We start from the raw sequence: 20,749 nt of genomic DNA, 5'->3' as shown, positions 1-20,749 counted from the left end.
GGCTGCGCGACGCTCGGCGGCCGCCTCGTTCCCCCAGTCAACCAGGATGCCCGTATGACGACCGATGCCTCCGGCGCCAACCCTTTCGCCGGCTTTGCCGGGTTCCAGCCCGCCGACATGATGGACCGGATGTGGGACATGATGCGGATGTCGCCGTTCGGCGGGATGGCGCCGTTTCCGGGCGCCACGCACGGGCTGCCGCCGTCGCTGTCGAGCATGTCCGACATGATGTCGCCGCTCACGAACGTCGAGGAACTCGACAAGCGGATCACCGATCTGCGCGCGGTCGAGCAGTGGCTGAAGCTCAATCTCGGGATGCTGCAGTCCGCGATCCAGGCGCTCGAGGTGCAGCGCGCGACGCTCGCGACGCTGCGCGCGTTCGGCGCGTTCGCGCAAAGCTCGATGTCGGCGGCCGAGGAAGCGGCCGTGGCCGCCGCGCAGGCCGCGAAACCCGCGTCAGCGGGCGAGGCCGCGCCCGCGGCCGATGCGGCCGATGCGGCGGAAGACGACCCCGCGCAGCAGCCGTTCGACCCGTCCGGCTGGTGGAACCTGCTGCAGACGCAATTCAACCAGCTCGCGAGCCTCGCGATGGCGCAACCGGGCATGCAGCCTGCGGCGCCGGACGCCGCGCCGCCGGAGGCCGCCGCCGCGCCCGGGCCCGGGCCCGCGACGAAGTCCGCCGCGGCCGCGCCGCGCAAGCCCGCCGCGAAGCGCGCGAAGCCGTCCGGTTCGGCCGCGGCGCGCGCGGCGGCCGCTTCGTCGCCCGAAACGCGTCCGCCGAAGCGCTCGACGTGATGCGGCGCAGCTAGGCGGTCGATCATGCGACTCGCGCTCGTTCTGATGGGAGGCGGCGCGCGCGCCGCATACCAGGTCGGCGTGCTGAAGGCGCTGGCCGAAATCGCGCGCGAGGCCGATCCGCAGCGGCATACGGTGCCGTTCGCGGTGATCTGCGGTTCGTCGGCCGGCGCGATCAACGCGACGTCGATCGCGAGCCACGCGGACGACTTTTCCCACGGCGTGCGGCGCCTGCTCGAATTCTGGGAGCCGCTGCGCGCCGATTACGTGTATCGCACCGACTGGCTCGGCATCGCGGGCGCCGGCGCGCGCTGGCTCGCGACGATGACGTTCGGCTGGGCGGCCCGCCGCTCGCCGCGCGGGCTGCTCGACAACACGCCGCTTGCGCACCTGCTGCAGCGCGAGCTGAGCTTCCACCGGATCGAGCAGATGCTCGAGGCGCGTCTGCTGCACGCGCTCGCGGTCACCGCGCTCAGCTATTCGAGCGGCCGGCACCTCACGTTCTACCAGGCCGCCGAGCCGATCCAGGCGTGGCGGCGCGCGCAGCGCACCGCGCGGCTCGTCGACCTGTCGGCGTCGCACCTGCTCGCGTCGTCGGCCATTCCGTTCGTGTTTCCCGCCGTGCCGCTCGTGCTCGACGGACAGGTCGAGTACTTCGGCGACGGCTCGATCCGGCAGATCGCGCCGCTGTCGCCGGCGATCCACTTCGGCGCGGACCGGATCGTCGTCGTCGGTGCGGCCGATCCGCGGCCCGAGATCCCGGCCGCGAACGGCACGGGACGGGCCCGTGGCTACCCGACGCTCGCGCAGATCGGCCAGCAGGTGCTCGCGAGCGTGTTTCTCGACTCGATCGGCTCGGACATCGAACGGATCGAGCACATCAACCAGATGATCGAGCACCTGCCGCACCAGGTCGAGATCGACAGCGGCTGGCGGCACGTCGACGTGCTCGCGATCGCGCCGTCCGAGCGCATCGAGCTGATCGCCGCGAAACACCTGAAGCAGATGCCGGCGACGATGCGCGGGCTGCTCGGCGCGATCGGCGGCAGCCAGCCGACCGGCGCATCGTTCGCCAGCTACCTGCTGTTCGAGGAAGCGTTCACGCGCGAGCTGATCGAGCTCGGCTACCGCGACGGCCGGGCCCAGCGGGAGACGCTCGCCGGCTGGATTGCCGGGGCGGACGGCGGCAGCGCGCCGGCGGCCGGCACGCCGCCGGAAGACGGCCTCGCGACCGGCGAAATACGGGTCTGACACGCGAAGGCGCACTGTAAGGTTGCGTTTTCGCGACGGTGGGCCGCGACCGATCGCCGCACCGAGGTAGGCGGCGCGCGACCGGCCGGGCGTCTCGGAACCGTCATGCACGCGTGCTATCATGGCCGCCGCTGTATACACCATATCGAGCAGCCCGCCGATCCGGCATCCGCACGGGGACCTTTCGGGGAACCCGCCTGGGGCAGGGGACGGGCGCGCCAACGAGCCGGCCAGCGCCGGCCCCCACTCAGGCAAGCGCGGCCGGCTTCGTCCGAACGGAGCGGGTTGCGGCATGCCCAACGGCGGCAACGCGGCCGCCTGGCTGCCGGACGAGGAATCGACGTCCGGCGGGCCGGTTTCCCGCGTAAAATTACAGTCTTGGCTGCAAAAAGCGCGCGTGGCGCGCTTGCGCGGCAACAGTCACGTTTAGAGAAGTCGCATTGCGCAGAACAGGGGTGGGACCATCATGAACACCATGCTTTATCCGGAACTTTACAGGTCGCTCGAAGCTGTCCGCTGGGACATGGAGAAGGACATTCCGTGGGACAAGTTCGACGCTTCGCTGCTCACCGACGAGCAGGCGAAGACGATCAAGATGAACGCGATCACCGAATGGTCGGCGCTGCCCGCGACGGAGATGTTCCTGCGCGACAACCAGCACGACAGCGATTTTTCCGCGTTCATGAGCGTGTGGTTCTTCGAGGAGCAGAAGCATTCGCTCGTGCTGATGGAATACCTGCGCCGCTTCAAGCCGGAGATGGTGCCGACCGAAGAGGAACTGCACGCGGTGCGCTTCCAGTTCGATCCGGCGCCGCCGCTCGAGACGCTGATGCTGCACTTCTGCGGCGAAATCCGCCTGAACCACTGGTACCGTTGCGCGGCCGACTGGCACACCGAGCCCGTCATCAAGCAGATCTACGAAACGATTTCGCGCGATGAAGCGCGTCACGGCGGCGCGTACCTGCGCTATATGAAGAAAGCGCTGAACAACTGCGGCGACGTCGCCCGCGCCGCATTCGCGAAGATCGGCGTGCTGATGGCGTCGGCGCGCCGCACCGAGAAGCCGCTGCACCCGACCAACCTGCACGTGAACCAGGCGCTGTTCCCGCGCGACACCGTGCAGTCGCGCCTGCCCGATCCGGAATGGCTCGAGCGCTGGCTCGACGAGCAGATCCGTTTCGACGGCGAGTGGGAGAAGAAGGTCGTCGAGCGGATCCTGCACAACCTGTCGATCCTGTTCGAGCGCACGTTCGCGACCGCGCAGGAACTGAACCGCTACCGCAAGGAAGTCACCGGTCGCCTGCAGGCCGAAAGCGGCCCGTCGTCGGCCGCGCAGCCGGCCTGAGGCTGGCCGGCGCCGCCGGCGCAAGTCGGGTCCGATTCGCACCCGATTCGCGCGCGGCTCACGGCACACCGTGTCGCGTTCGTTGCATGAAGCCCGCCCGGCCGGTCCGGCGGGCTTTTTATCGGGCGCCGCCGTCGCGCGCGCCGTCGTTCATTCCGTCCGATCTCCATCATGTCCGCCACCTTCGAACGCAAGCTGATCACCCGTGATGCCCTCGTTGCACTGCGCGCGTCGCTGCCGTCGCCCGTCGTGTTCACCAACGGCGTGTTCGACATCCTGCATCGCGGTCACGTCACGTATCTCGCCGATGCGAAAGCGCTCGGCGCGTGCCTGATCGTCGGCGTGAACAGCGATGCGTCGGTGCGCATGCTCGGCAAGGGCGACGACCGGCCGATCAACCGCGAAGAGGATCGTGCGGCATTGCTGGCGGCGCTGGAAAGCGTCGACTGGGTCGTGACGTTCGGGGAAAAGACGCCCGTGTCGCTGATCGAGGCCGTCCGTCCGGACATCCTCGTGAAGGGCGGCGATTACGACATGGACGCGCTGCCGGAATCCGCGCTCGTGCGCGGCTGGGGCGGCCGGGCGCTCGCGATTCCGTTCGAGCACGACCGCTCGACCACTGCGTTGCTGAAGAAGGTGCGCGCGCAACAGTCCTGAGCGCGGCCCGGCGCCGTCACGGGGTCGATGCCGCGAGCGGTGCGGTCGTGACGGCCGGCGCGGCGATCGGGCCGCCGACGACGGGCTGGTCGGTTGCCCGCGCGAGCGGGGTCACGCGCAATGCGTCGGGCTGCACCTGCCGCGACAGCACGCCGGGCTCGCGCGGGCCGGCCGCCGGCAGCGGCCCGAACACGCCGCGCGCCACCACGAACGCGAGCATGTTGGCGAGAAAGAGAACAGCGATCAGCCAGCGCAGCATCGTCGAAACTCCTTGTCGTCATCGACGTGGTTGACGTCGTTCAGTCGAGCCGGCCGCATGGCCGGCTTCTTTCATGGCTTCTGTCGACCATGCGTGCGGGCCGCTGGTGCGGCACCGCGCGTATTGCATCGTCGGCGTGACGTGGGCCCGCTTCGGTCTGCGTCGCCACGCGCCGCCGGGATGCCGGCGCCTTTACATCAATCCTGCGCCGTCGCCGGGCCGGCCGCGTCCGTTGCGATCAGCGCGAGCCCGGACAGGATCAGCGTGTCATGCCGCGTATGCGGGACCGTCAGCGCACGCGCGACGTCGTCCGCCGCACCGCCGGCCAGCACGAGCCGCACCGGCGCCTGCCACGCGGCGACGAGATCGCGCCACGCGCGTTCGATCAGCCCGGCCTGTGCGTACAGGCAGCCGGCCGACAACGAGCGCGGCGTATCGACCTGGAACGGTTCGGCCTGCGCGCCCGCAAGCAGGCCGCTGGCGATATCGGTGGTCAGCGTCGGCAACTGCGCGGTGTGCGTGCCGAGCGCGCGCATCATCAGCGCCCAGCCCGGCGCGATCAGGCCGCCGGTGAAGCGGCCGTCCGCGCGCAGTGCCTCGAGCGTCGTCGCGGTGCCGAACGTCGCGATCAGCAGATGCTCGCCCGGAAACGCCGCATGCGCGCCGATTAGGCCGGCCCACCGGTCGCTGCCGAGTTGGTCGGGCGTCGTATAGCCGTTCGTCACGCCGCATTGCGCGGGGCGCGAGCGGATCGTCGTGCGCGGCACGCCCGGCCAGCGCGCGTCGAGCAGCGCGTCGAGCCGTGCGGCCACGTCGGCGCCCGCGACGTTCGAGATCCACGCGCCGCGCGGTCGCGGCAGCATCGACCAGTCGGGATCGGCGCCGCCGTCGCGCGTGTGGCCGAACGCACCCGTGTCGACGAGCGTGCGCCGCGCGTCGGTGAGCGCCCACTTGATCCGGCTGTTGCCGGCGTCGATCAGCAGGTGCGGTTCGCTCATTGCGCTTCGCGCAGCGATACGTCGCCGGCTGCGATCGTTTGTACGCCGCTCGGCGTGTCGAGCAGCAGCTGCCCGGTCGTGTCGATGCCCGTCGCGATGCCGCGCGCGCGTTCGACGCCCTGTTCGAGCAGCACGACTTCGCGGCCCGCGTACGCGTGCAGTGCGTGCCAGCGTGGCAGGAACGGTGCGAGGCCGTCGGTGCCGAACTGCGCGAGCGCGGGCGTGAGCGCGTTCAGCGACGCGGCGAGCGTATCGGTGAGGTTCGCCGACGCGCACGCGATCGACAGCGCGGCGGGCGGTAGCCCGCTCGCGAGCGTGGCTTCGCGCGCGCGCAGCGCGTCGACCTGCGCGGCGACGGCTTCTGCGCCGCGCACGTTGATGCCGAAGCCGATCACGACGGCGGTGGCGTCGGCGGTGGTCCAGACGGTTTCGATCAGGATCCCGGCGAGCTTGCCGACGATGCGCGGCGCGCCGTCGTCGTCGGCCGTCAGCAGCAGGTCGTTCGGCCATTTGAGCGCGACGCGCATGCGGGCGTCGAGCGGCAGCGTGGCCAGCCCTTCGGCGAGCGCGACGCCGATCGCGATGCTGAGGCCGCCGAGCGCATCGACGGCGCGCGGCACGATGCAGCCGACCGAGCACAGCAGCGCATTGCCGGGCTGCGCGAACCACGGGCGGCCCTGCCGGCCGCGGCCGGCCGTCTGTTCGAACGCGACGCGTACGAGCGGCGCGGGCAGCGCGTTCGCCTTGCGCGGCAGCGCCTTGAGCCGCGTCGCGACGTCGGCGTTGGTCGAGCCGGTGGCGGCGACGATGTCGAGCGGCCACGCACGCGGCGCGGCGTCCAGGTGCGCCTCGAGCCGGTTGCGCGCGATGTGCGCGTCGCCGGAATCGGGCGTGTCGGAGGAGGTGGGGGCGTTCATGGCGCCTATTGTAGCGACAGGGGGCGTGGGCGCGTCGGCAAGTGGGGCGACGGTCATTTCCTCGGGCGGCAGGGGCCGATTGATGTGCGACGCTTCGCGCGAATGTGCTCGTACCGAATCGGGAGAAGTGGCACGCAGGTAGTCGCGTGCATATGAGCTGGAATCAATGTAGCGCCGACATTCCGGTTGATCGATTGACGAAACGTCGTCGACCGATATCGATTGATCGGGATTTCGAATTCGTATGATGGATTTCCTTGTGCCGGTCGTGCATTTTGGTGCGATGAGATTTGCGCTGATAGCGACGAGAGGGAATCCGGATGAATGATGGCCAGCAATGGTTACTCGAGTCTTCGTTGGCTGTTGTCGGCCGGTTGATGGCTAGTGGCGGCCGGTATGCGGCTGGCAGGCCGACCGTCGTCGAATGTGCGGCGCCCGGTACTTTCGCAGATGAGCGTTGCTCGGGCGCGATGAGCCGAGGTGGCGCCGCATGATTCGCTATTTCCTCGCCAAGGGTGATCGGGGCGGCAGCGCGACGATCACCGAGGGACTGGAATACGTCACGTGTTCCAATCCGCCGCCGCGTGTGCAGATCGCCACGCTCTACATGAAAACCTACTGCACGGCTTGCGAGCAGGTTGGGTTTGTCGCGCCGAAAGGTCCGCGCTTGCCTGGCAGGGCACCGAATGGTCAGGGATGGGCGTTGAGTGGGGATATCAATGCATGCGGGTGCAATCCGCCGCCGGTGTTCTATGCCGAGCGGGGCATGAGGATGATCCTGACTTCGCATGAGGCGACTGAGCTTCTGGAGAATAGACACACTCCAACGCCCGAGGACGAAGCGCCGGTTGCGACGGCGAGAGCGGATATCACGCTCGATTACGACGAACAGGTACGTGTCGGCATCGGCACGACGTTGCCGCAAAGCTATCCCTATTTGATCGAAATGACCGACGGACGCACGTATGCGGGGCGTGTCGGTACGAATGGCCAACTGCCACGCATCGGTACCGAGCCCGCTGGCAGTTATACGATCTATTGGGGCGAAGATGCGCTCGCCCACCCAGACTGGACGCCATGCCCAACAGACCGATAACGGTGAGAGCGAATACGATCCCTCGATCCACCAAGGTAGTACAGCTTCACGCGGTGACATTCAAATCGTTGTGGGATGCCTATCCATCAGGGAATCCATACAACGATCCGGCCTATACGAATCAGTGCGCTATTCGTATAAGTGTCGCCTTGCACCGTGTTGGTGTCGACATGAAGTCATTTTCATCGAGGCTCGTCAGGCCTCTCGGCGGTCAACGTAGTATTGGGCGAATTCTGTTGAATGGAAAGGCAACGGCCACGCGCGCCAATGAACTCGGCTCGTGGCTCAACCTGCAGCCATTTGCCGGTCTCGGAAGGGCGGAGGTGATTACCGGAGCGGACTGGGAGGCGAAAATAAAAGGGCGTACTGGTATTGTGATGTTCGATGGTTACTGGGCGCGTGCAGGCGAGTCGGAATTGAATGCGAGCGGCGGTCACATTGATCTTTGGAATGGCTCTCGAATGACGATGAATGGTTTCTGGGGTGCGGCGTCGACGATAGGGCGATATATCGGGATGGTGTCGTTTCGGCAAGGAGCGAATGTCTTCCCAAGTCTCAGCTATTCCGATCTCGGGAAATCGAATTCAGTCTTGTTTTGGGAGATCAAGTGAAGCGGTTTGCGATTGCGCTTTTGGGGGGGCTTGGTGGTTTGCTGTTAACTTGGCTTTACCTCTACGTTTACAGCCATATCAATTGGCCGAAACTTGCAGGCACACCGGCTCGCGGTTGTTACGAGATCGACAAGTGCCCGACCTCATGGTGGCAGGGAGTATTGTTTCTGGCGTACTTGCTGGGGCCTGCCTTGTTTTTCTGCGTCGTCAATGTACTGGCGTATAGACGCTGGTCATGCAAGAGATGGAGCACCACGCTCAGCATTGGAACCATACTCGCGGGCCTGTTCTACCTTGAGCCCTATGTTTCCCGGCTGCTTAAGTGGCGTACCGGATGAACAGACGATCCTTCACCGGTCGAACGGTTGGTGCGCCACTGCCGTCGCGCAGGCCGATTCCGGTTGCGGGGATCGATACCAATGCGCGGTGCGAGGATGACGCATGCGAAGCAATCACCGTTCGGCCGGGTCACGCCCACGCGCCCCCCGGCCGAACGGCCGTCACGGCGCAACCACCGGGTGCTTCAGCGCGTGCGCGGTCTCGATCCACTGCGCGTGGAATTCGTCCGCATCGGGCCGAAGCCCGAGTTCGCCGTTGCGATAGGCCATCGCGAGCGTCTGCACGGCTTCCGGCAGCTCGTGCTCGGCGGCGCGGCGATACAGCGCGAGCGCGCGCGCGTCGTCGCGCGGCACGCCGCTGCCGTCGCGGTACGCGTTCGCGAGCATGAAGTCGGCGGCCGGGATGTCCGCGCGCGACGCGATGTCGAACCAGTGCGCGGCTTGCACCGGGTCGGCCGCGATGCCGTAGCCGCTGCGGTAGATCAGCCCGAGGTAATACGCGGCGGCCGGGTCGCCGTCCGAGGCCGCTGCACCGAGCAGCGTCCGGGCGCGCGCATAGTCTTTCGGGAGATCGCCGCTGCCGAGCAGCAACGCCTTGCCGAGCGCGAGCTGCGCGCGCCGCGCAGCCGGCGCGTCGGCCGTGTCGGCCTTGTCCGCCGCCGCGGCCGTTTCCAGCCAGCCGCGCCCCTCGTCGCGCAGCCCCGGTTCATGCGCATCGACGAGCGCGATGCCGAGCGCCGCCTGCGCGGCGCCCGAGCCGCGGCGCGCGAGCGTGCGCAACTGCGCCAGCGCATGCGGCTCGGTCGCCTGCGTGACCATCGCCTGCCATTCGTCGAGCTGCGCGGCGCTCGGCGCGGGGCCGGCGCCGCGCAGGCCGGTCGCCGCGACGACGGCCGCGACGGTCACGGCCGCCGTCGCGAGCAGCGCGGCGGGCGGGAGTTTCGCGCGCAGCACGCGCCGCGCGGCGGCGGCGAAGCCGGTTTCGGCGGGCCGCATCGTCCGGATCGGTTGCATCGTGTGTCTCATTGCGTGAGGTCGATCTCGTAGGTCGCGAGGTTCTTGCCCGAGCCGTCGTCGGCCGCGACCTGCGTGATGCCGGTCAGGCCGGCCGCCGCCGCGTCGCCGAGGCGGTTCGGCGCGGACGCGAACCGCACGTGCGCGACCGAGCTCGCGAGCTTCGTGAAGCGCCAGCTGCGCTGCGCGCCGTCGGCCGCGCGCGTGATCGCGCCGCGCTTCTTGATGAACGCGATCAGCACGTCGCGGTTCGCGTCGGGCGACGCGAAGATCGTCTTGCTGCCGTCGAGGCCCGGGAAATTGCCGCCGCCGCTCGCGCGGTAGTTGTTGGTCGCGACGATGAACTGCGCGTTCGGGTCGATCGGCGCGCCCTTGTACGTCAGGTTCCGGATCCGGCTGCCGACCGGCTGCGTGACGTCGATTTCATACGCGAGATCGGCCGACGTGAACATGTCGAAGTTGTAGCCGGGGAAGGTGCTGACGAGCGGCTGCACGGTGGCCTTGGTCGGGTCGATCGTGTTGAAGCGCTTCGCGGCCGTCTCGAGCCAGTTCTTCACGTCGGCGCCGCTCACCTTCACCGCGTACACGGTGTTCGGATACAGGTACAGGTCGGCCGCGTTGTTGATCGCGAGCGCGCCCGGCGCGACGTCGGTGTAGTCGGTGCCGCCGCCGAAGCCGCTCTTGAACGGCGCGCTGACCGACAGCACCGGCAGCGACGCGTACTGCGGCAGGTTCGCCTGCACGTAGGTCTTCACGTAGTCGGCCTGCGCCTCGTTGACGATCTGGATCGCGCCCGGATCGCCGACGTCCGCGAAGTACGAGTTCATCCGGTAGTCGGTCGAGCCGATCGGCGTCTTCACGTAGTCGATCGTCGCCTGGTGCTCGGCCGCGATCGCGGCGGAGACCGACGGGTCGGCCGCGACGTAGCTCTTGTCGGCGTTCTGGATCGGCCGCGCCTCGACGGTCGTTAGCGACTTGTCGACGATCCACGTCTTGCCGTCGAACTTAAGGCCAAGCTTGATCACGCCGAGGTGCTTGCCCCAGTAGTTGGCCATCACGGTCGGCACGCCGTTGACGGTGCCCTTGACCTTGTCGACGCCCGGCAGGTTGAACTGCGCGACGGTGCTGTTCGCGTCCGGAAACACCTGGTGCGAGTGGCCGATCAGCATCGCGTCGATGCCGGACACCTTCGACAGCCACCAGCTGCCGTTTTCCATCGTCGGCGAGTACGCGGAATTGTCGAGGCCGCCGTGCGAGATCGCGACGACGAGATCGGCGCCCTTCGCGCGCATCTCCGGAATGTACTTCTCGGCCGCTTCCTTCAGCCCGGTCGTATAGACCTTGCCGTCGAGCCAGCGCTTGTCCCAGTTCATGATCGCGGGCGGCGTGAAGCCGATGATGCCGATCTTCACGGGCGCGCTGACCGTCTTGCCGTCCGGCGTCGTGGCCGTCACCGTGCGCGTCAGGATCGTGTACGGCGTGAACAGCGGCGCATTGGTCTTCGCGCTGATCACGTTCGCGAGCACCTGCGGGAAGTTCGGGCCCGCGCACTTCTTCTGCTGGGCGGGCGCGGGCAGGCCGTCGACCTCGAACGTGTTGCCGGTCACCTGCGACAGGTACGGCAGCCCGTAGTTGAACTCGTGGTTGCCGATCCCGCCGCCGTCGAATTTCGCGGCGTTCATCACCTTGTAGATCGCGAGCGTCTGGTCGCAGCCGACCGGCTTAACCAGCGCCTGGTAGTCCGACAGCGCGGTGCCCTGGATCGTGTCGCCGTTGTCGAGCAGCAGCGTGTTCGGGTACTGCTTGCGCGCCTGCGCGATCAGCGTCGACACGCGCTCGAAGCCGAGCGAATTGTCGGCGGCGAGCTTGAAATAGTCGTACGACAGCACGTTGGTGTGCAGGTCGGTCGTCTCGAGCAGCGCGAGCGTGGCCGTCGTGCCGACGGGCGCCTGGGCCTCGGGCTGCGACGGCGGCGTGGCGGTGACGTCGTCGCCGCCGCAGCCGGCGAGGACGAAGGCGAGGCTGGCGAGCGCGGCGGCGGCCGGCACGTGGCGGCGGGAAAGCGGGGGGAGACGCATCGGTTGTCCTGTTCGGTGTTCTGTTTTATGAAACGCGAGGTACGCACGAATGGCGGCGCGGCGCGCCGACGGCCTGAGGTGCGGCGCGTGAGAGTATCGAAAGGAAACGTGACGGAACAATGAAAGGTCGCGACGCCGGCCGCTGGCCGAGGCCCACGGCGGCTTCGGGCCGGTCCCGGCCGGCATGCCCGGCCCGGCGCCGCGGCCGGGCATGCCGGCCGTAATCCTCACGTCGCGGCGCCGGGCGGTTCGCTACAATGGCCGCTGTCATCCTTTTGCAAACAACCCGCCCTTGGACTTCGAGACTCCTCCCGGCCTGTCGGTCGACGCCGGCGGCCAGGGCCAGACGGTGCGCCTGACCGGCCAGTGGACCGCGCTGTCGCTCGCGCGCAACCGCGGCGCGGTGGCGCGCCGCATCGCGACCCTCGCCAGCGGGCGCGTGAGCGAATGGGATCTGTCCGGCATCGAGCGGCTCGACCACGTCGGCGGCCAGGCGCTGTGGCGCGTGTGGGGCCGCAAGCTGCCGGCCGGCGTCGCGCTGAGCGCCACGCAGCGCACGATCTTCGAGCGCATCGAACGGCTCGACAGCCAGCGCGAGGCGCCCGAGCGCATCGTGCGGTTCGATCCCGTCACGCGGCTCGGCCTGGCGATCTTCGCGTTCGGCGAACACCTGCAGGGCGGCATCGCGATGTTCGGCCGCGTGATCCTCGACGCGCTGTCGGTGCTGCGCCGCCCGCGGACGATGCCGTGGAAGGAGACCTCGGCGAACATCTACAGCGCCGGCGCGCAGGCGCTGCCGATCACCGCGCTCGTCGCGTTCCTGATCGGCATCGTGCTCAGCTACCTGTCCGCGCAGCAGTTGCAGATGTTCGGCGCGAACCGCTATATCGTGAACATTCTCGGGCTGTCGGTGATCCGCGAGCTCGGTCCCGTGCTGTCGGCGATCCTCGTCGCGGGCCGCTCGGGCTCGGCGATCACCGCGCAGATCGGCGTGATGCGCGTGACCGAGGAGCTCGACGCGATGCGCGTGATGGGCATCCCGCACGGGCTGCGGCTGATCCTGCCGCGCGTGCTCGCGCTCGGCGTCGCGATGCCGCTGCTCGTGATGTGGACCAACATCATCGCGCTGACGGGCGGCGCGCTCGCCGCGAAGCTGGTGCTCGGCATCGACATCAACTATTTCGTGCGCTCGCTGCCGGGCGTCGTGCCGATCGCGAACCTGTACATCGGCGTCGGCAAGGGCGTCGTGTTCGGCATGCTGATCGCACTGGTCGCGTGCCATTTCGGCTTCCGGATCAAGGCGAACTCGCAGAGCCTCGGCGAAGGCACGACCACGTCGGTCGTGTCGTCGATCACGGTCGTGATCCTCGCCGACGCGGTGTTCGCGATCCTGTTCCAGAACGTGGGGCTCGGATGAACGCATCGAACGACACGACCGCGCATGCCGCGGCGATCGGCGCCGGGCCGGACGCGGCCGCCGACGCCGGCGACCTCGTGATCGAGGTGCGCAACCTGACCAAGCGCTACGGGCGCAACGTCGTTCACCAGAAGCTCGATTTCGACGTGCGGCGCGGCGAGATCGTGTCGATCGTCGGCGGGTCGGGCTCCGGCAAGACGACGCTCGTGCGCCAGATCCTCGGCCTCGAGCGGCCGACGTCGGGCACGATCAAGGTGTTCGGCGAGGATACGGCGACGATCGACGACGCGACCGCGCGGATGATGCGCACGCGTTCGGGGATGCTGTTCCAGCAGGGCGCGCTGTTCTCGTCGATGACGGTGTTCGACAACGTCGCGCAGCCGCTGCGCGAGCTCGGCCGCGTGCCGCCGGACCTGCTGCACGACATCGTGATGCTGAAGCTCGAGATGGTCGGGCTGCCGTGCAAGCACGCGTCGAAGATGCCGGCCGCGCTGTCGGGCGGGATGGTGAAGCGGGTCGGCATCGCGCGCGCGATCGCGCTGGAGCCCGAGCTGCTGTTCCTCGACGAGCCGACGGCCGGCCTCGATCCGCAGGCGTCCGACGAATTCGTCGAGCTGATCGCGACGCTGCACCGCACGCTCGGGCTGACCGTCGTGATGGTGACGCACGACCTCGACACGATGGTCGCGCTGTCGACGCGCGTCGCGGTGCTGGCCGATCGCAAGGTGCTGGTCGCCGCGCCCGTCGAGGAGGCCGCGAACGTCGACCATCCGTTCATCCACGAATATTTCCTGGGGCTGCGCGGGCGCCGCGCATTGCAGGCGCTGCCGCCCGAGCGGCGCGCGAAGCTGCCGAAGGCGGCCCTCGAACCGGCGCTGTCGAGCGTCGAGCTGTAGAAGCAAGGAACCCGCGAATGGAAAACAAATCACATGCGTTCTGGGCCGGCCTGTTCACGATCGCGCTGACGCTCGCGATCGCGGGCACTGTGTTCTGGTTCAACGTCGACCGCACCGTGCGCGTGCCGTACGACCTGCTCGCGCGCACCAACGTGACCGGGCTGTTCCCGGACGCGGCCGTGCGCTTTCGCGGCCTCGACGTCGGCAAGGTGCAGTCGATCGGCTTCGATCGCACGCATCCGGGCCAGATCCGGATCCGCATTCTCGTCGATCACGACGCGCCGATCACGCAGTCGACCTACGGCAGCCTCGGCTTCCAGGGCGTGACCGGCATCGCGTTCGTGCAGCTCGAGGATACGGGGCGCGATCTGTCGCCGCTGCCGTCGTCGCCGAAGGCGATCGCGCAGATCCCGATGCGGCCGAGCCTGTTCGACCAGATCCAGGAGCGCGGCGACGTGCTGCTGCGGCAGCTCGAACTGGCCGCGAAGAGCGCGAACGCGCTGATGTCGCCCGAGATGCGCGAGCAGTTGCGCGCGACCGCCGAAAGCCTGCAGCACGCGGCCGACGGCGCCGCGACGCTGACCAGGCAGCTCGGCCCGGCAGTCACCGCGCTGCCGGAGACGATGCACGAGGTGAACCGCGCGATGGCGTCGGCGAACACGCTGCTGCAGCCGAACGGGCCGCTCGTGTCGAACCTGAACAAGGCCGGCACGGCCGCCGAGCAGGTCGGCGTCGCGCTGAACGGCCTCAACGCGCGCGTGCAGTACGACACGCTGCCGCGCTTCAATGCGCTGGCCGACAGCGTCGGCGACGCGTCGCGGCAATTGAAGGACGTCGCCGGTGAACTTGGCCGCAACCCGCGCAGTCTGTTGTTCGGCTCGCCCGGCGCGGCCCCGGGGCCCGGCGAGGCGGGCTTCGTCTGGCCGGGTGCGACGGCCGGGAAGTGAAGCGCAAACCCATCGAGGGTCCAGCCGGAAACGGCCGGGTCATGACGCCCATCGAAACCGGAAACTTCATGCAGGAATACGCCATGCCACGAATCCTTGACCGCGCGCTGCGCCCGGCCGCGGCCGCGCTGGCCGTGCTGACGCTCGCACTGGCGGCCGGCTGCGCCGGCAACGACGCGGTGCTGTCCAATATCCGCTACGACCTCGGGCCCGCGTCGTCGGTGACGACCACCGGTTCGGGCCCCGCGCTGAAGGTGCTCGACGTCGCCGCGCCGGACGCGCTCGATTCCGACAAGTTCGCGTACCGCCTCGCGTATGCCGATGCGCAGCACGTGGCCGTCTATCGCGACAGCCGCTGGACCGCGCCGCCCGCGCAACTGCTCACGCAGCGGCTGCGCGGCGCGCTGTCGTCGCGCGGGACGGTGCTCGAAGGCGCCGACGGCGTGCGCGCGCCGACGCTCAAGGTCGACCTGAGCGAATTCGAACAGGTTTTCGATGGGCAGTCGCAAAGCCACGGCGCGGTGACCGCGCGCGCGACGCTGATGCAGGACGGCAAGGTGCTCGGCCAGCGCACGTTCGTCGCGCGCGCGCCGTCGAGCACGCCCGACGCGGCCGGCGGCGCGCGTGCGCTCGCGGCGGCCAGCGACGAACTCGTGTCGCAGATCGCCGCGTGGGTCGGCGTGCAGGCGTACGCGGGCACGCCGTGACGGCCGACGTGCAGCCGCGATTGCATCCGCGATTGCATCCGCGATGAACGTGCCGGGCACGCATCGCGCGTCACCGCTCGCGCGGCAGGCGTTTGCCGCTTACGCGGCGCTGATCGTCTATGCGTCGCTGTATCCGTTCGAAGGCTGGGTGGCGCTCGGCATCGGCCCGTTCGATTACCTGTTCGCGCCGATGCAGCGCTACGTGACGACGTTCGACGTGGCCACGAACGTGCTCGGCTATCTGCCGTTCGGCGCGCTCGGCGTGCTCGCGCTGCACCCGCGCTGGCGCGGCGTGGCCGCGACGCTGATCGCGGGCGGGCTCGGCGTGCTGCTGTCGGGCGCGATGGAGGCGCTGCAGACCTACCTGCCGACGCGCGTCGCGTCGAATCTCGACCTTGGCGCCAACGCGCTCGGCGCGCTGCTGGGCGCGGCGCTCGCCGCGCCGGCCACCGGCGCGCTGCTCGACCGCGGCGCGCTGCGCCGGCTGCGCTTCGCGTGGCTGGAGGCCGACGGTTCGACGCCGCTGCTGCTCGCCGCGCTGTGGCCGTTCGCGATCGTGTTTCCGTCGCCGTTCCTGTTCGGCATCGGCGACTGGCCGGCCGCGCTGTGGGAGCGCGCCGACGCGTCGATGCAGGACGCGCTGCTCGCGTGGCTGCCGGCCGCGTGGCGCGTTAGCGAATGGCCCGAGCGGGTCGACGGCTGGCTGTCCGATTCCGCGTGGGAAGCCGTGCTCGGCGGGCTGATGCTGTTCGCCGCGCTGGCGATCGCGTCGCTCGCGATGCGCCCGCGCGCGCCGCGCATCCGGCTGCTGATCGCGCTGGTGGTCGCCACGCTGGTGCTGAAGGCGGCCGCAACGTTCATGCAGTCGGCTACCGGCCTCGTCGTCGTGTGGGCGACGCCCGGCGCGCGGCTCGGCATCGAGCTCGGCTTCGCGGCGGCGCTCGTCGCGTTGCGCGTGCCGGCGACGTGGCGCGCGATGCTCGCGGCGCTCGCGCTGCTGGCCGGCGTCGCGCTCGTGAACCTGCTGCCGGTCAACCCGTTCTTCGACTTCACGCTATCGGGGTGGCGGCAGGGCCGCTACGTGCACTTCAACAGCCTCGCGCGCTGGCTCGCGTGGATCTGGCCCTACGCGGCGCTGATCTGGCTCGGCCAGCGCGTCGAGCACGCGTGGCTGCCGGCCGCGCTGCGCCGCTGACGCGGCAGCCCGGGCCGCGCAGCGGCGGCCGTGCCGCGGGCAGCCGCGTGCGCCGGTCGCTATAATCGTCGGCATCCTCCGTTGCCGCCTTGCGCAACGGCAATTCATCGCCCTTCTTTGCGCACGGCCTCGTGCCGGGCCGCTCGTCACCATCATGGATTCCTACTACCAGCACCACGTCTTCTTCTGCCTGAACCAGCGCGATCCGGGCGCCGAGCGCCCGAGCTGCGCGCAATGCAATGCGCAGACCATGCAGGAATACGCGAAAAAGCGCGTGAAGGAACTCGGTCTCGCGGGGCCCGGCAAGGTGCGCATCAACAAGGCCGGCTGCCTCGACCGCTGCGAGGAAGGGCCGGTGATGGTCGTGTATCCGGAAGGCACGTGGTACACGTACGTCGACCAGGCCGACATCGACGAGATCGTCGAGTCGCACCTGCGCGACGGCAACGTCGTCGACCGCCTGAAGATCTGAGCGGGCCGGCCGAATGAACGTTCATACGCAGAAATCGCTGATCGCGGGCCCGATCGGCCAGATCGAAATCGCGGTCGACCTGCCCGACGCCGTGCGCGAAAGCGGCGCCGCGCCGCGCGGCATCGCGCTCGTCGCGCACCCGCATCCGCTGTTCGGCGGCACGATGGACAACAAGGTCGCGCAGACGCTCGCGCGCACGCTCGTGCAACTGAACTATGTCGTCTACCGGTCGAACTTCCGTGGCGTCGGCGCGACCGAAGGCGTGCACGACAACGGCGCGGGCGAGGCCGACGATCTTCTCGCGGTGCTCGCGCACATGCGCGCGCAGCCCGCGTATGCGGACCTGCCGCTCGTGCTCGCGGGCTTCTCGTTCGGCACCTTCGTGCTGTCGCACGTCGCGAAGCGCCTGCGCGACGCGGGCGAGACGATCGAGCGGATGGTGTTCGTCGGCACGGCCGCGAGCCGCTGGCAGGTGGCCGACGTGCCCGAGAACACGCTCGTGATCCACGGCGAAACCGACGACACGGTGCCGATCGCGTCGGTGTACGACTGGGCGCGGCCGCAGGAGCTGCCGGTCGTCGTGATCCCCGGCGCCGAGCATTTCCTCCATCGCAAGCTGCACGTGCTGAAGCGCATCATCGTCGACGCGTGGCGCTAGCCTGCATGCGGGCGTCGGCGCAAGCGCCAGCGTCCGTACCGCGCACCGGCGCCCGTCCGGACGATGCGCGACCCTTCCCGAAACTTCACGCGACATCGCGCCGCGCCCCGCCTGCTGCATGGCGCCGCAACCCGGCTTGCACGCCGCCTGCGCACGCCTTTCGCGCGGCTTCGAGCACGCGTGCCCGCCGCATTCCCGTGCGATGGTCGCGCAACGGGGTTGCGGACGTCCGCTGCCCGGTTCGCGAAAACGCCGTTCGCGGCCACGTATAATGGCCGCTTTCGCGTTGCCCGCGGCCCGGCTGGGCCCATGCGGCGCTCGTTTCGCCGCCTGTCCGCCCGCTCGCGACGGCCGCGAACCGAACGCGCCCGCACGAGTCCAACCGGCGCGTTTCGCGTCGCCCGACGGTGTCGGGCGAGCGCCCGACACGCCCGCCGCCTTGCCGTTCAACCCTGCGCGTTTCGCACCGCACTTTCTGCCATCAGCCTGAATCGATCATGCGTCTGTCTTCCCAAGGCCTCAAGTCCCTCGCTTCCTCCATCGCCTTCAGCACCGCCGCGCGCAACGTCGCGCTCGGCGTGATGCTGCCCGTCGCGCTCGCATCGACGATCGTCGTCGCCGAGGCGAAGCCGGCCGCCAAGGCCAAGGCCGCGCATGCGGCGCCGGCCGCCGAGCAGTTCACCGGCGCGCCCGCGACCTACATGCCGGGCGCGGTGCCGCCGCCGGGCGTGAACGCGCGCTCGTGGGTGCTCGTCGACGCGACGAGCAACACGGTGCTCGCATCGGGCAATGCGGACGAACGCGTCGAGCCGGCGTCGCTGACGAAGCTGATGACGGCCTACCTCGTGTTCGAGGCGCTCGACAAGAAGAAGATCTCGATGGAGCAGATCGTCACGCCGAGCGAAGCCGTGCGCCGCGTCGGCCGCGACGAGTCGCGCATGTTCATCGAGGCGAACAAGCCGGTGTCCGTGCACGACCTCGTGTACGGGATGATCATCCAGTCGGGCAATGACGCTGCGATCGCGCTGGCCGAACTCGTCGGCGGCAGCGAAGGGCAGTTCGTCACGCTGATGAACGACGAGGCCGCGCGCCTCGGCATGAAGGGCACGCATTTCGCTGACGTGAACGGCATGCCCGACCCGAACCACTACACGACGGCCGGCGATCTCGCGAAGCTGTCGGCTCACCTGATCCGCGATTTTCCGCAGTACTACGGCATCTTCTCGGAGAAGGAATTCAAGTACAACAACATCCGCCAGGGCAACCGCAACCGTCTGTTGTGGCTCGACCCGACGGTCGACGGCCTGAAGACGGGCCACACGCAGGCGGCCGGTTACTGCCTGATCGCATCGGCGAAGCGCGCGATCCCGGGCGTCGACGGCCAGCGCCGCCTCGTGTCGGTGATGATGGGCGAGCAGAAGGAAAGCGACCGTACGCAGGACAGCATGAAGATGCTGAACTACGGCTACAGCGCGTTCGATTCGGTGCGCCTGTTCAAGGGCGGCCAGGCGATCTCGACGCCGCGCGTCTACAAGGGCAAGGACAACACCGTGCAGGTCGGCGTGAAGAGCGACCAGTGGGCGACCGTGCCGCGCGGCCTCGGCGACAAGGTCAAGACCGAGGTCGACGTCAACGCGCCGCTGATCGCGCCGCTCGCGGCAGGCCAGCAGGTCGGCACCGTGAAGATCGTCGCCGACGGCAAGACGCTGTCCGAATTCCCGGTCGTCGCGCTGCAGGCGGTGCCGGAAGCGGGTATCTTCGGACGTATCTGGGACTCGATCCTGCTGATGTTCAGCAAGAAGAAGTAAGCACGACGGGCCTTTGTTTTCACGACTTCATCCCCATCTGTCAAAGCTATGAGCCAAGCCGAATTCGAACCGATCGTCTACCTCAGCGTCTCGGCGCAGGAGGAACTGGTGCCGCTGTCCGAAGCCCGTGTGCCGGTGCTCGACCGCGGGTTCATCTTCGGCGACGGCGTGTATGAAGTCGTCCCCGTCTATGCGCACGACGGCGCGCACGTGCCGTTCCGGATCGAACAGCATCTGGACCGGCTCGCGCGCAGCCTGAAGAAGATCGGCATCGACAACCCGCACGATGCGGCGGGCTGGCGCGCGCTGATCGAGCGGGTCGTCGCGGCGAACGCCGAAGGCCTCGCCGACGGCAACGCGCTCGTCTACCTGCAGGTGACGCGCGGCGTCGCGAAGCGCGGCCATGCGTTCCCGGCGAACGCGGTGCCGACGGTGTTCGCGATGACGAGCCCGCTGCGCCTGCCGTCCGAAGCGGAGCGCGCGAAGGGCGTGCGCTGCGTGACGGCCGAGGATCGCCGCTGGCTGCATTGCGACATCAAGTCGATCTCGCTGCTCGGCAACGTGTTGATGGCGCAGCATGCGGCCGAACGCGATGCGTTCGAGACGATTCAGCTGCGCGACGACAACGTGACCGAAGGCTCGTCGTCGAACGTGTGGATCGTGAAGAACGGCGAGCTGTTCGCGCCGCCGCGCAGCAACAAGATCCTCGAAGGGATCCGCTACGCGCTGGTCGAGCAGCTGGCCGAAGAATGCGGGATCCGGTTCGTCGCGCGCGAGATCAGCGAGGTCGAGCTGCGCTCGGCCGACGAGATCATGCTGACGTCGGCCACCAAGGAAATCCTGCCTGTGACGTCGCTCGACGATCTGCCCGTGCAGGGCGGCAAGCCGGGCCCCGTGTTCGCGGCGCTGTATGACGCGTACCAGCGTGCGAAGGCACGCGAGTTTGAACAGTTTGACCTAACCCGGAGAAAATGATGAGCGAACCGACCAAAACCGTCGAGGTCACCGGCGCAATCGAGACCCGGAAGGAGTCGCTGCTGGAGTTTCCGTGCGATTTCCCGATCAAGATCATGGGCAAGGCGCACCCCGAGTTCAAGGACACGATCTTCAAGGTCGTGGCCGTTCACGACAACGAGATCGACGTCGAGAAAATCGAGGAGCGCGCGTCGAGCGGCGGCAATTACACGGGCCTCACGATCACCGTGCGCGCGACGAGCCAGGAACAGCTCGACAACATCTACCGTGCGCTGACCGGCCATCCGATGGTCAAGGTCGTGCTTTAAGCGCCCG

The 20,749-nt window shown here is 68.6% G+C and carries 21 protein-coding genes; 16 read left to right on the top strand and 5 right to left on the bottom strand.

All coding sequences use genetic code 11. From position 1 onward, the window contains the following. The first annotated feature begins 54 nt into the window (after positions 1 to 54). The 4 genes from KR541_RS15120 (at position 55) to rfaE2 (ending at position 4,048) form a co-directional block, all read left to right on the top strand. On the top strand, positions 55 to 795 hold the full coding sequence (locus KR541_RS15120; protein WP_204383435.1) for a PhaM family polyhydroxyalkanoate granule multifunctional regulatory protein: 741 nt from the start codon (positions 55 to 57) through the stop codon (positions 793 to 795). Positions 796 to 819: 24 nt separating this feature from the next. Further along, on the top strand, positions 820 to 2,046 hold the full coding sequence (locus tag KR541_RS15115) for a patatin-like phospholipase family protein (protein WP_050017804.1): 1,227 nt from the start codon (positions 820 to 822) through the stop codon (positions 2,044 to 2,046). 466 nt (positions 2,047 to 2,512) lie between these two features. Then, positions 2,513 to 3,391 carry a ferritin family protein gene (locus KR541_RS15110; protein WP_011353352.1) on the top strand — a complete coding sequence of 293 codons (879 nt, stop codon included), beginning with the start codon at positions 2,513 to 2,515 and terminating at the stop codon, positions 3,389 to 3,391. Between the two features lie 171 nt (positions 3,392 to 3,562). Next, entirely contained in the window at positions 3,563 to 4,048 is a 486-nt protein-coding gene (gene rfaE2 / locus KR541_RS15105) for a D-glycero-beta-D-manno-heptose 1-phosphate adenylyltransferase (RefSeq protein ID WP_012329309.1), read from the top strand. Between the two features lie 16 nt (positions 4,049 to 4,064). On the opposite strand, the gene KR541_RS15100 is transcribed toward rfaE2, so the two are convergent. From KR541_RS15100 to KR541_RS15090, 3 genes are all read right to left on the bottom strand, one after another. Continuing rightward, positions 4,065 to 4,307 (bottom strand): hypothetical protein, encoded by a 243-nt coding sequence (locus KR541_RS15100; RefSeq protein ID WP_050018166.1) that lies wholly within the window; start codon positions 4,305 to 4,307, stop codon positions 4,065 to 4,067. Between the two features lie 197 nt (positions 4,308 to 4,504). Beyond that, positions 4,505 to 5,305, bottom strand: a complete 801-nt coding sequence (locus KR541_RS15095) for a type III pantothenate kinase (protein WP_050018165.1) — start codon at positions 5,303 to 5,305, stop codon at positions 4,505 to 4,507. Further along, positions 5,302 to 6,222, bottom strand: a complete 921-nt coding sequence (locus KR541_RS15090; protein ID WP_050018164.1) for a biotin--[acetyl-CoA-carboxylase] ligase — start codon at positions 6,220 to 6,222, stop codon at positions 5,302 to 5,304. Before KR541_RS15090 ends, KR541_RS15095 begins: the two co-directional genes overlap by 4 nt. 490 nt (positions 6,223 to 6,712) lie before the next feature. Here KR541_RS15090 and KR541_RS15085 point away from each other — a divergent pair, with 490 nt between their 5' ends. Then, positions 6,713 to 7,318, top strand: a complete 606-nt coding sequence (locus tag KR541_RS15085; protein ID WP_235356331.1) for a hypothetical protein — start codon at positions 6,713 to 6,715, stop codon at positions 7,316 to 7,318. Continuing rightward, the gene (locus tag KR541_RS15080) at positions 7,300 to 7,929 is read left to right on the top strand and encodes a type VI secretion system amidase effector protein Tae4 (protein WP_080334426.1); all 630 of its coding nucleotides are present in this window, start codon (positions 7,300 to 7,302) and stop codon (positions 7,927 to 7,929) included. The genes KR541_RS15085 and KR541_RS15080 overlap by 19 nt, the downstream gene beginning before the upstream one ends. A 500-nt stretch (positions 7,930 to 8,429) precedes the next feature. On the opposite strand, the gene KR541_RS15075 is transcribed toward KR541_RS15080, so the two are convergent. Beyond that, positions 8,430 to 9,281, bottom strand: coding sequence for a tetratricopeptide repeat protein (locus KR541_RS15075; RefSeq protein WP_050018163.1), 852 nt, complete (start codon positions 9,279 to 9,281; stop codon positions 8,430 to 8,432). An 8-nt stretch (positions 9,282 to 9,289) separates the two neighbouring features. Next, positions 9,290 to 11,359, bottom strand: coding sequence for a bifunctional 2',3'-cyclic-nucleotide 2'-phosphodiesterase/3'-nucleotidase (locus KR541_RS15070; protein WP_050018162.1), 2,070 nt, complete (start codon positions 11,357 to 11,359; stop codon positions 9,290 to 9,292). A 292-nt stretch (positions 11,360 to 11,651) separates the two neighbouring features. On the opposite strand from KR541_RS15070, the gene KR541_RS15065 reads away from it, so the two are divergent. From KR541_RS15065 to KR541_RS15020, 10 genes are all read left to right on the top strand, one after another. Next, positions 11,652 to 12,776 (top strand): MlaE family ABC transporter permease, encoded by a 1,125-nt coding sequence (locus KR541_RS15065; RefSeq protein WP_050018161.1) that lies wholly within the window; start codon positions 11,652 to 11,654, stop codon positions 12,774 to 12,776. After that, positions 12,773 to 13,672 (top strand): ABC transporter ATP-binding protein, encoded by a 900-nt coding sequence (locus tag KR541_RS15060; RefSeq protein WP_050018160.1) that lies wholly within the window; start codon positions 12,773 to 12,775, stop codon positions 13,670 to 13,672. Before KR541_RS15065 ends, KR541_RS15060 begins: the two co-directional genes overlap by 4 nt. Positions 13,673 to 13,689: 17 nt before the next feature. Next, positions 13,690 to 14,619, top strand: a complete 930-nt coding sequence (locus KR541_RS15055) for an MlaD family protein (protein ID WP_050018159.1) — start codon at positions 13,690 to 13,692, stop codon at positions 14,617 to 14,619. Positions 14,620 to 14,702: 83 nt separating this feature from the next. Beyond that, entirely contained in the window at positions 14,703 to 15,326 is a 624-nt protein-coding gene (locus KR541_RS15050; protein ID WP_023478104.1) for an ABC-type transport auxiliary lipoprotein family protein, read from the top strand. 43 nt (positions 15,327 to 15,369) lie between these two features. Continuing rightward, complete coding sequence (locus tag KR541_RS15045) at positions 15,370 to 16,521, top strand: VanZ family protein (RefSeq protein WP_124593440.1); 1,152 nt, start codon at positions 15,370 to 15,372, stop codon at positions 16,519 to 16,521. 154 nt (positions 16,522 to 16,675) lie between these two features. Then, the gene (locus KR541_RS15040) at positions 16,676 to 16,993 is read left to right on the top strand and encodes a (2Fe-2S) ferredoxin domain-containing protein (protein ID WP_050018157.1); all 318 of its coding nucleotides are present in this window, start codon (positions 16,676 to 16,678) and stop codon (positions 16,991 to 16,993) included. A 13-nt stretch (positions 16,994 to 17,006) separates the two neighbouring features. Then, positions 17,007 to 17,651, top strand: a complete 645-nt coding sequence (locus KR541_RS15035) for an alpha/beta hydrolase (protein WP_124593439.1) — start codon at positions 17,007 to 17,009, stop codon at positions 17,649 to 17,651. Positions 17,652 to 18,148: 497 nt separating this feature from the next. After that, positions 18,149 to 19,459, top strand: a complete 1,311-nt coding sequence (locus KR541_RS15030; protein ID WP_050018155.1) for a D-alanyl-D-alanine carboxypeptidase family protein — start codon at positions 18,149 to 18,151, stop codon at positions 19,457 to 19,459. A gap of 48 nt (positions 19,460 to 19,507) precedes the next feature. Continuing rightward, the gene (locus KR541_RS15025) at positions 19,508 to 20,434 is read left to right on the top strand and encodes a D-amino acid aminotransferase (protein WP_050018154.1); all 927 of its coding nucleotides are present in this window, start codon (positions 19,508 to 19,510) and stop codon (positions 20,432 to 20,434) included. Then, positions 20,434 to 20,742, top strand: coding sequence for an HP0495 family protein (locus KR541_RS15020; protein WP_011546305.1), 309 nt, complete (start codon positions 20,434 to 20,436; stop codon positions 20,740 to 20,742). Before KR541_RS15025 ends, KR541_RS15020 begins: the two co-directional genes overlap by 1 nt. Positions 20,743 to 20,749: the final 7 nt, after the last annotated feature.

It is taken from the genome of Burkholderia sola (genome assembly GCF_905400185.1).
GTDB classification, from domain to species: domain Bacteria; phylum Pseudomonadota; class Gammaproteobacteria; order Burkholderiales; family Burkholderiaceae; genus Burkholderia; species Burkholderia sola.
The sequence above is the reverse complement of the archived record's forward strand: the minus strand, read 5'-3'. Positions and strand labels throughout refer to the sequence as shown.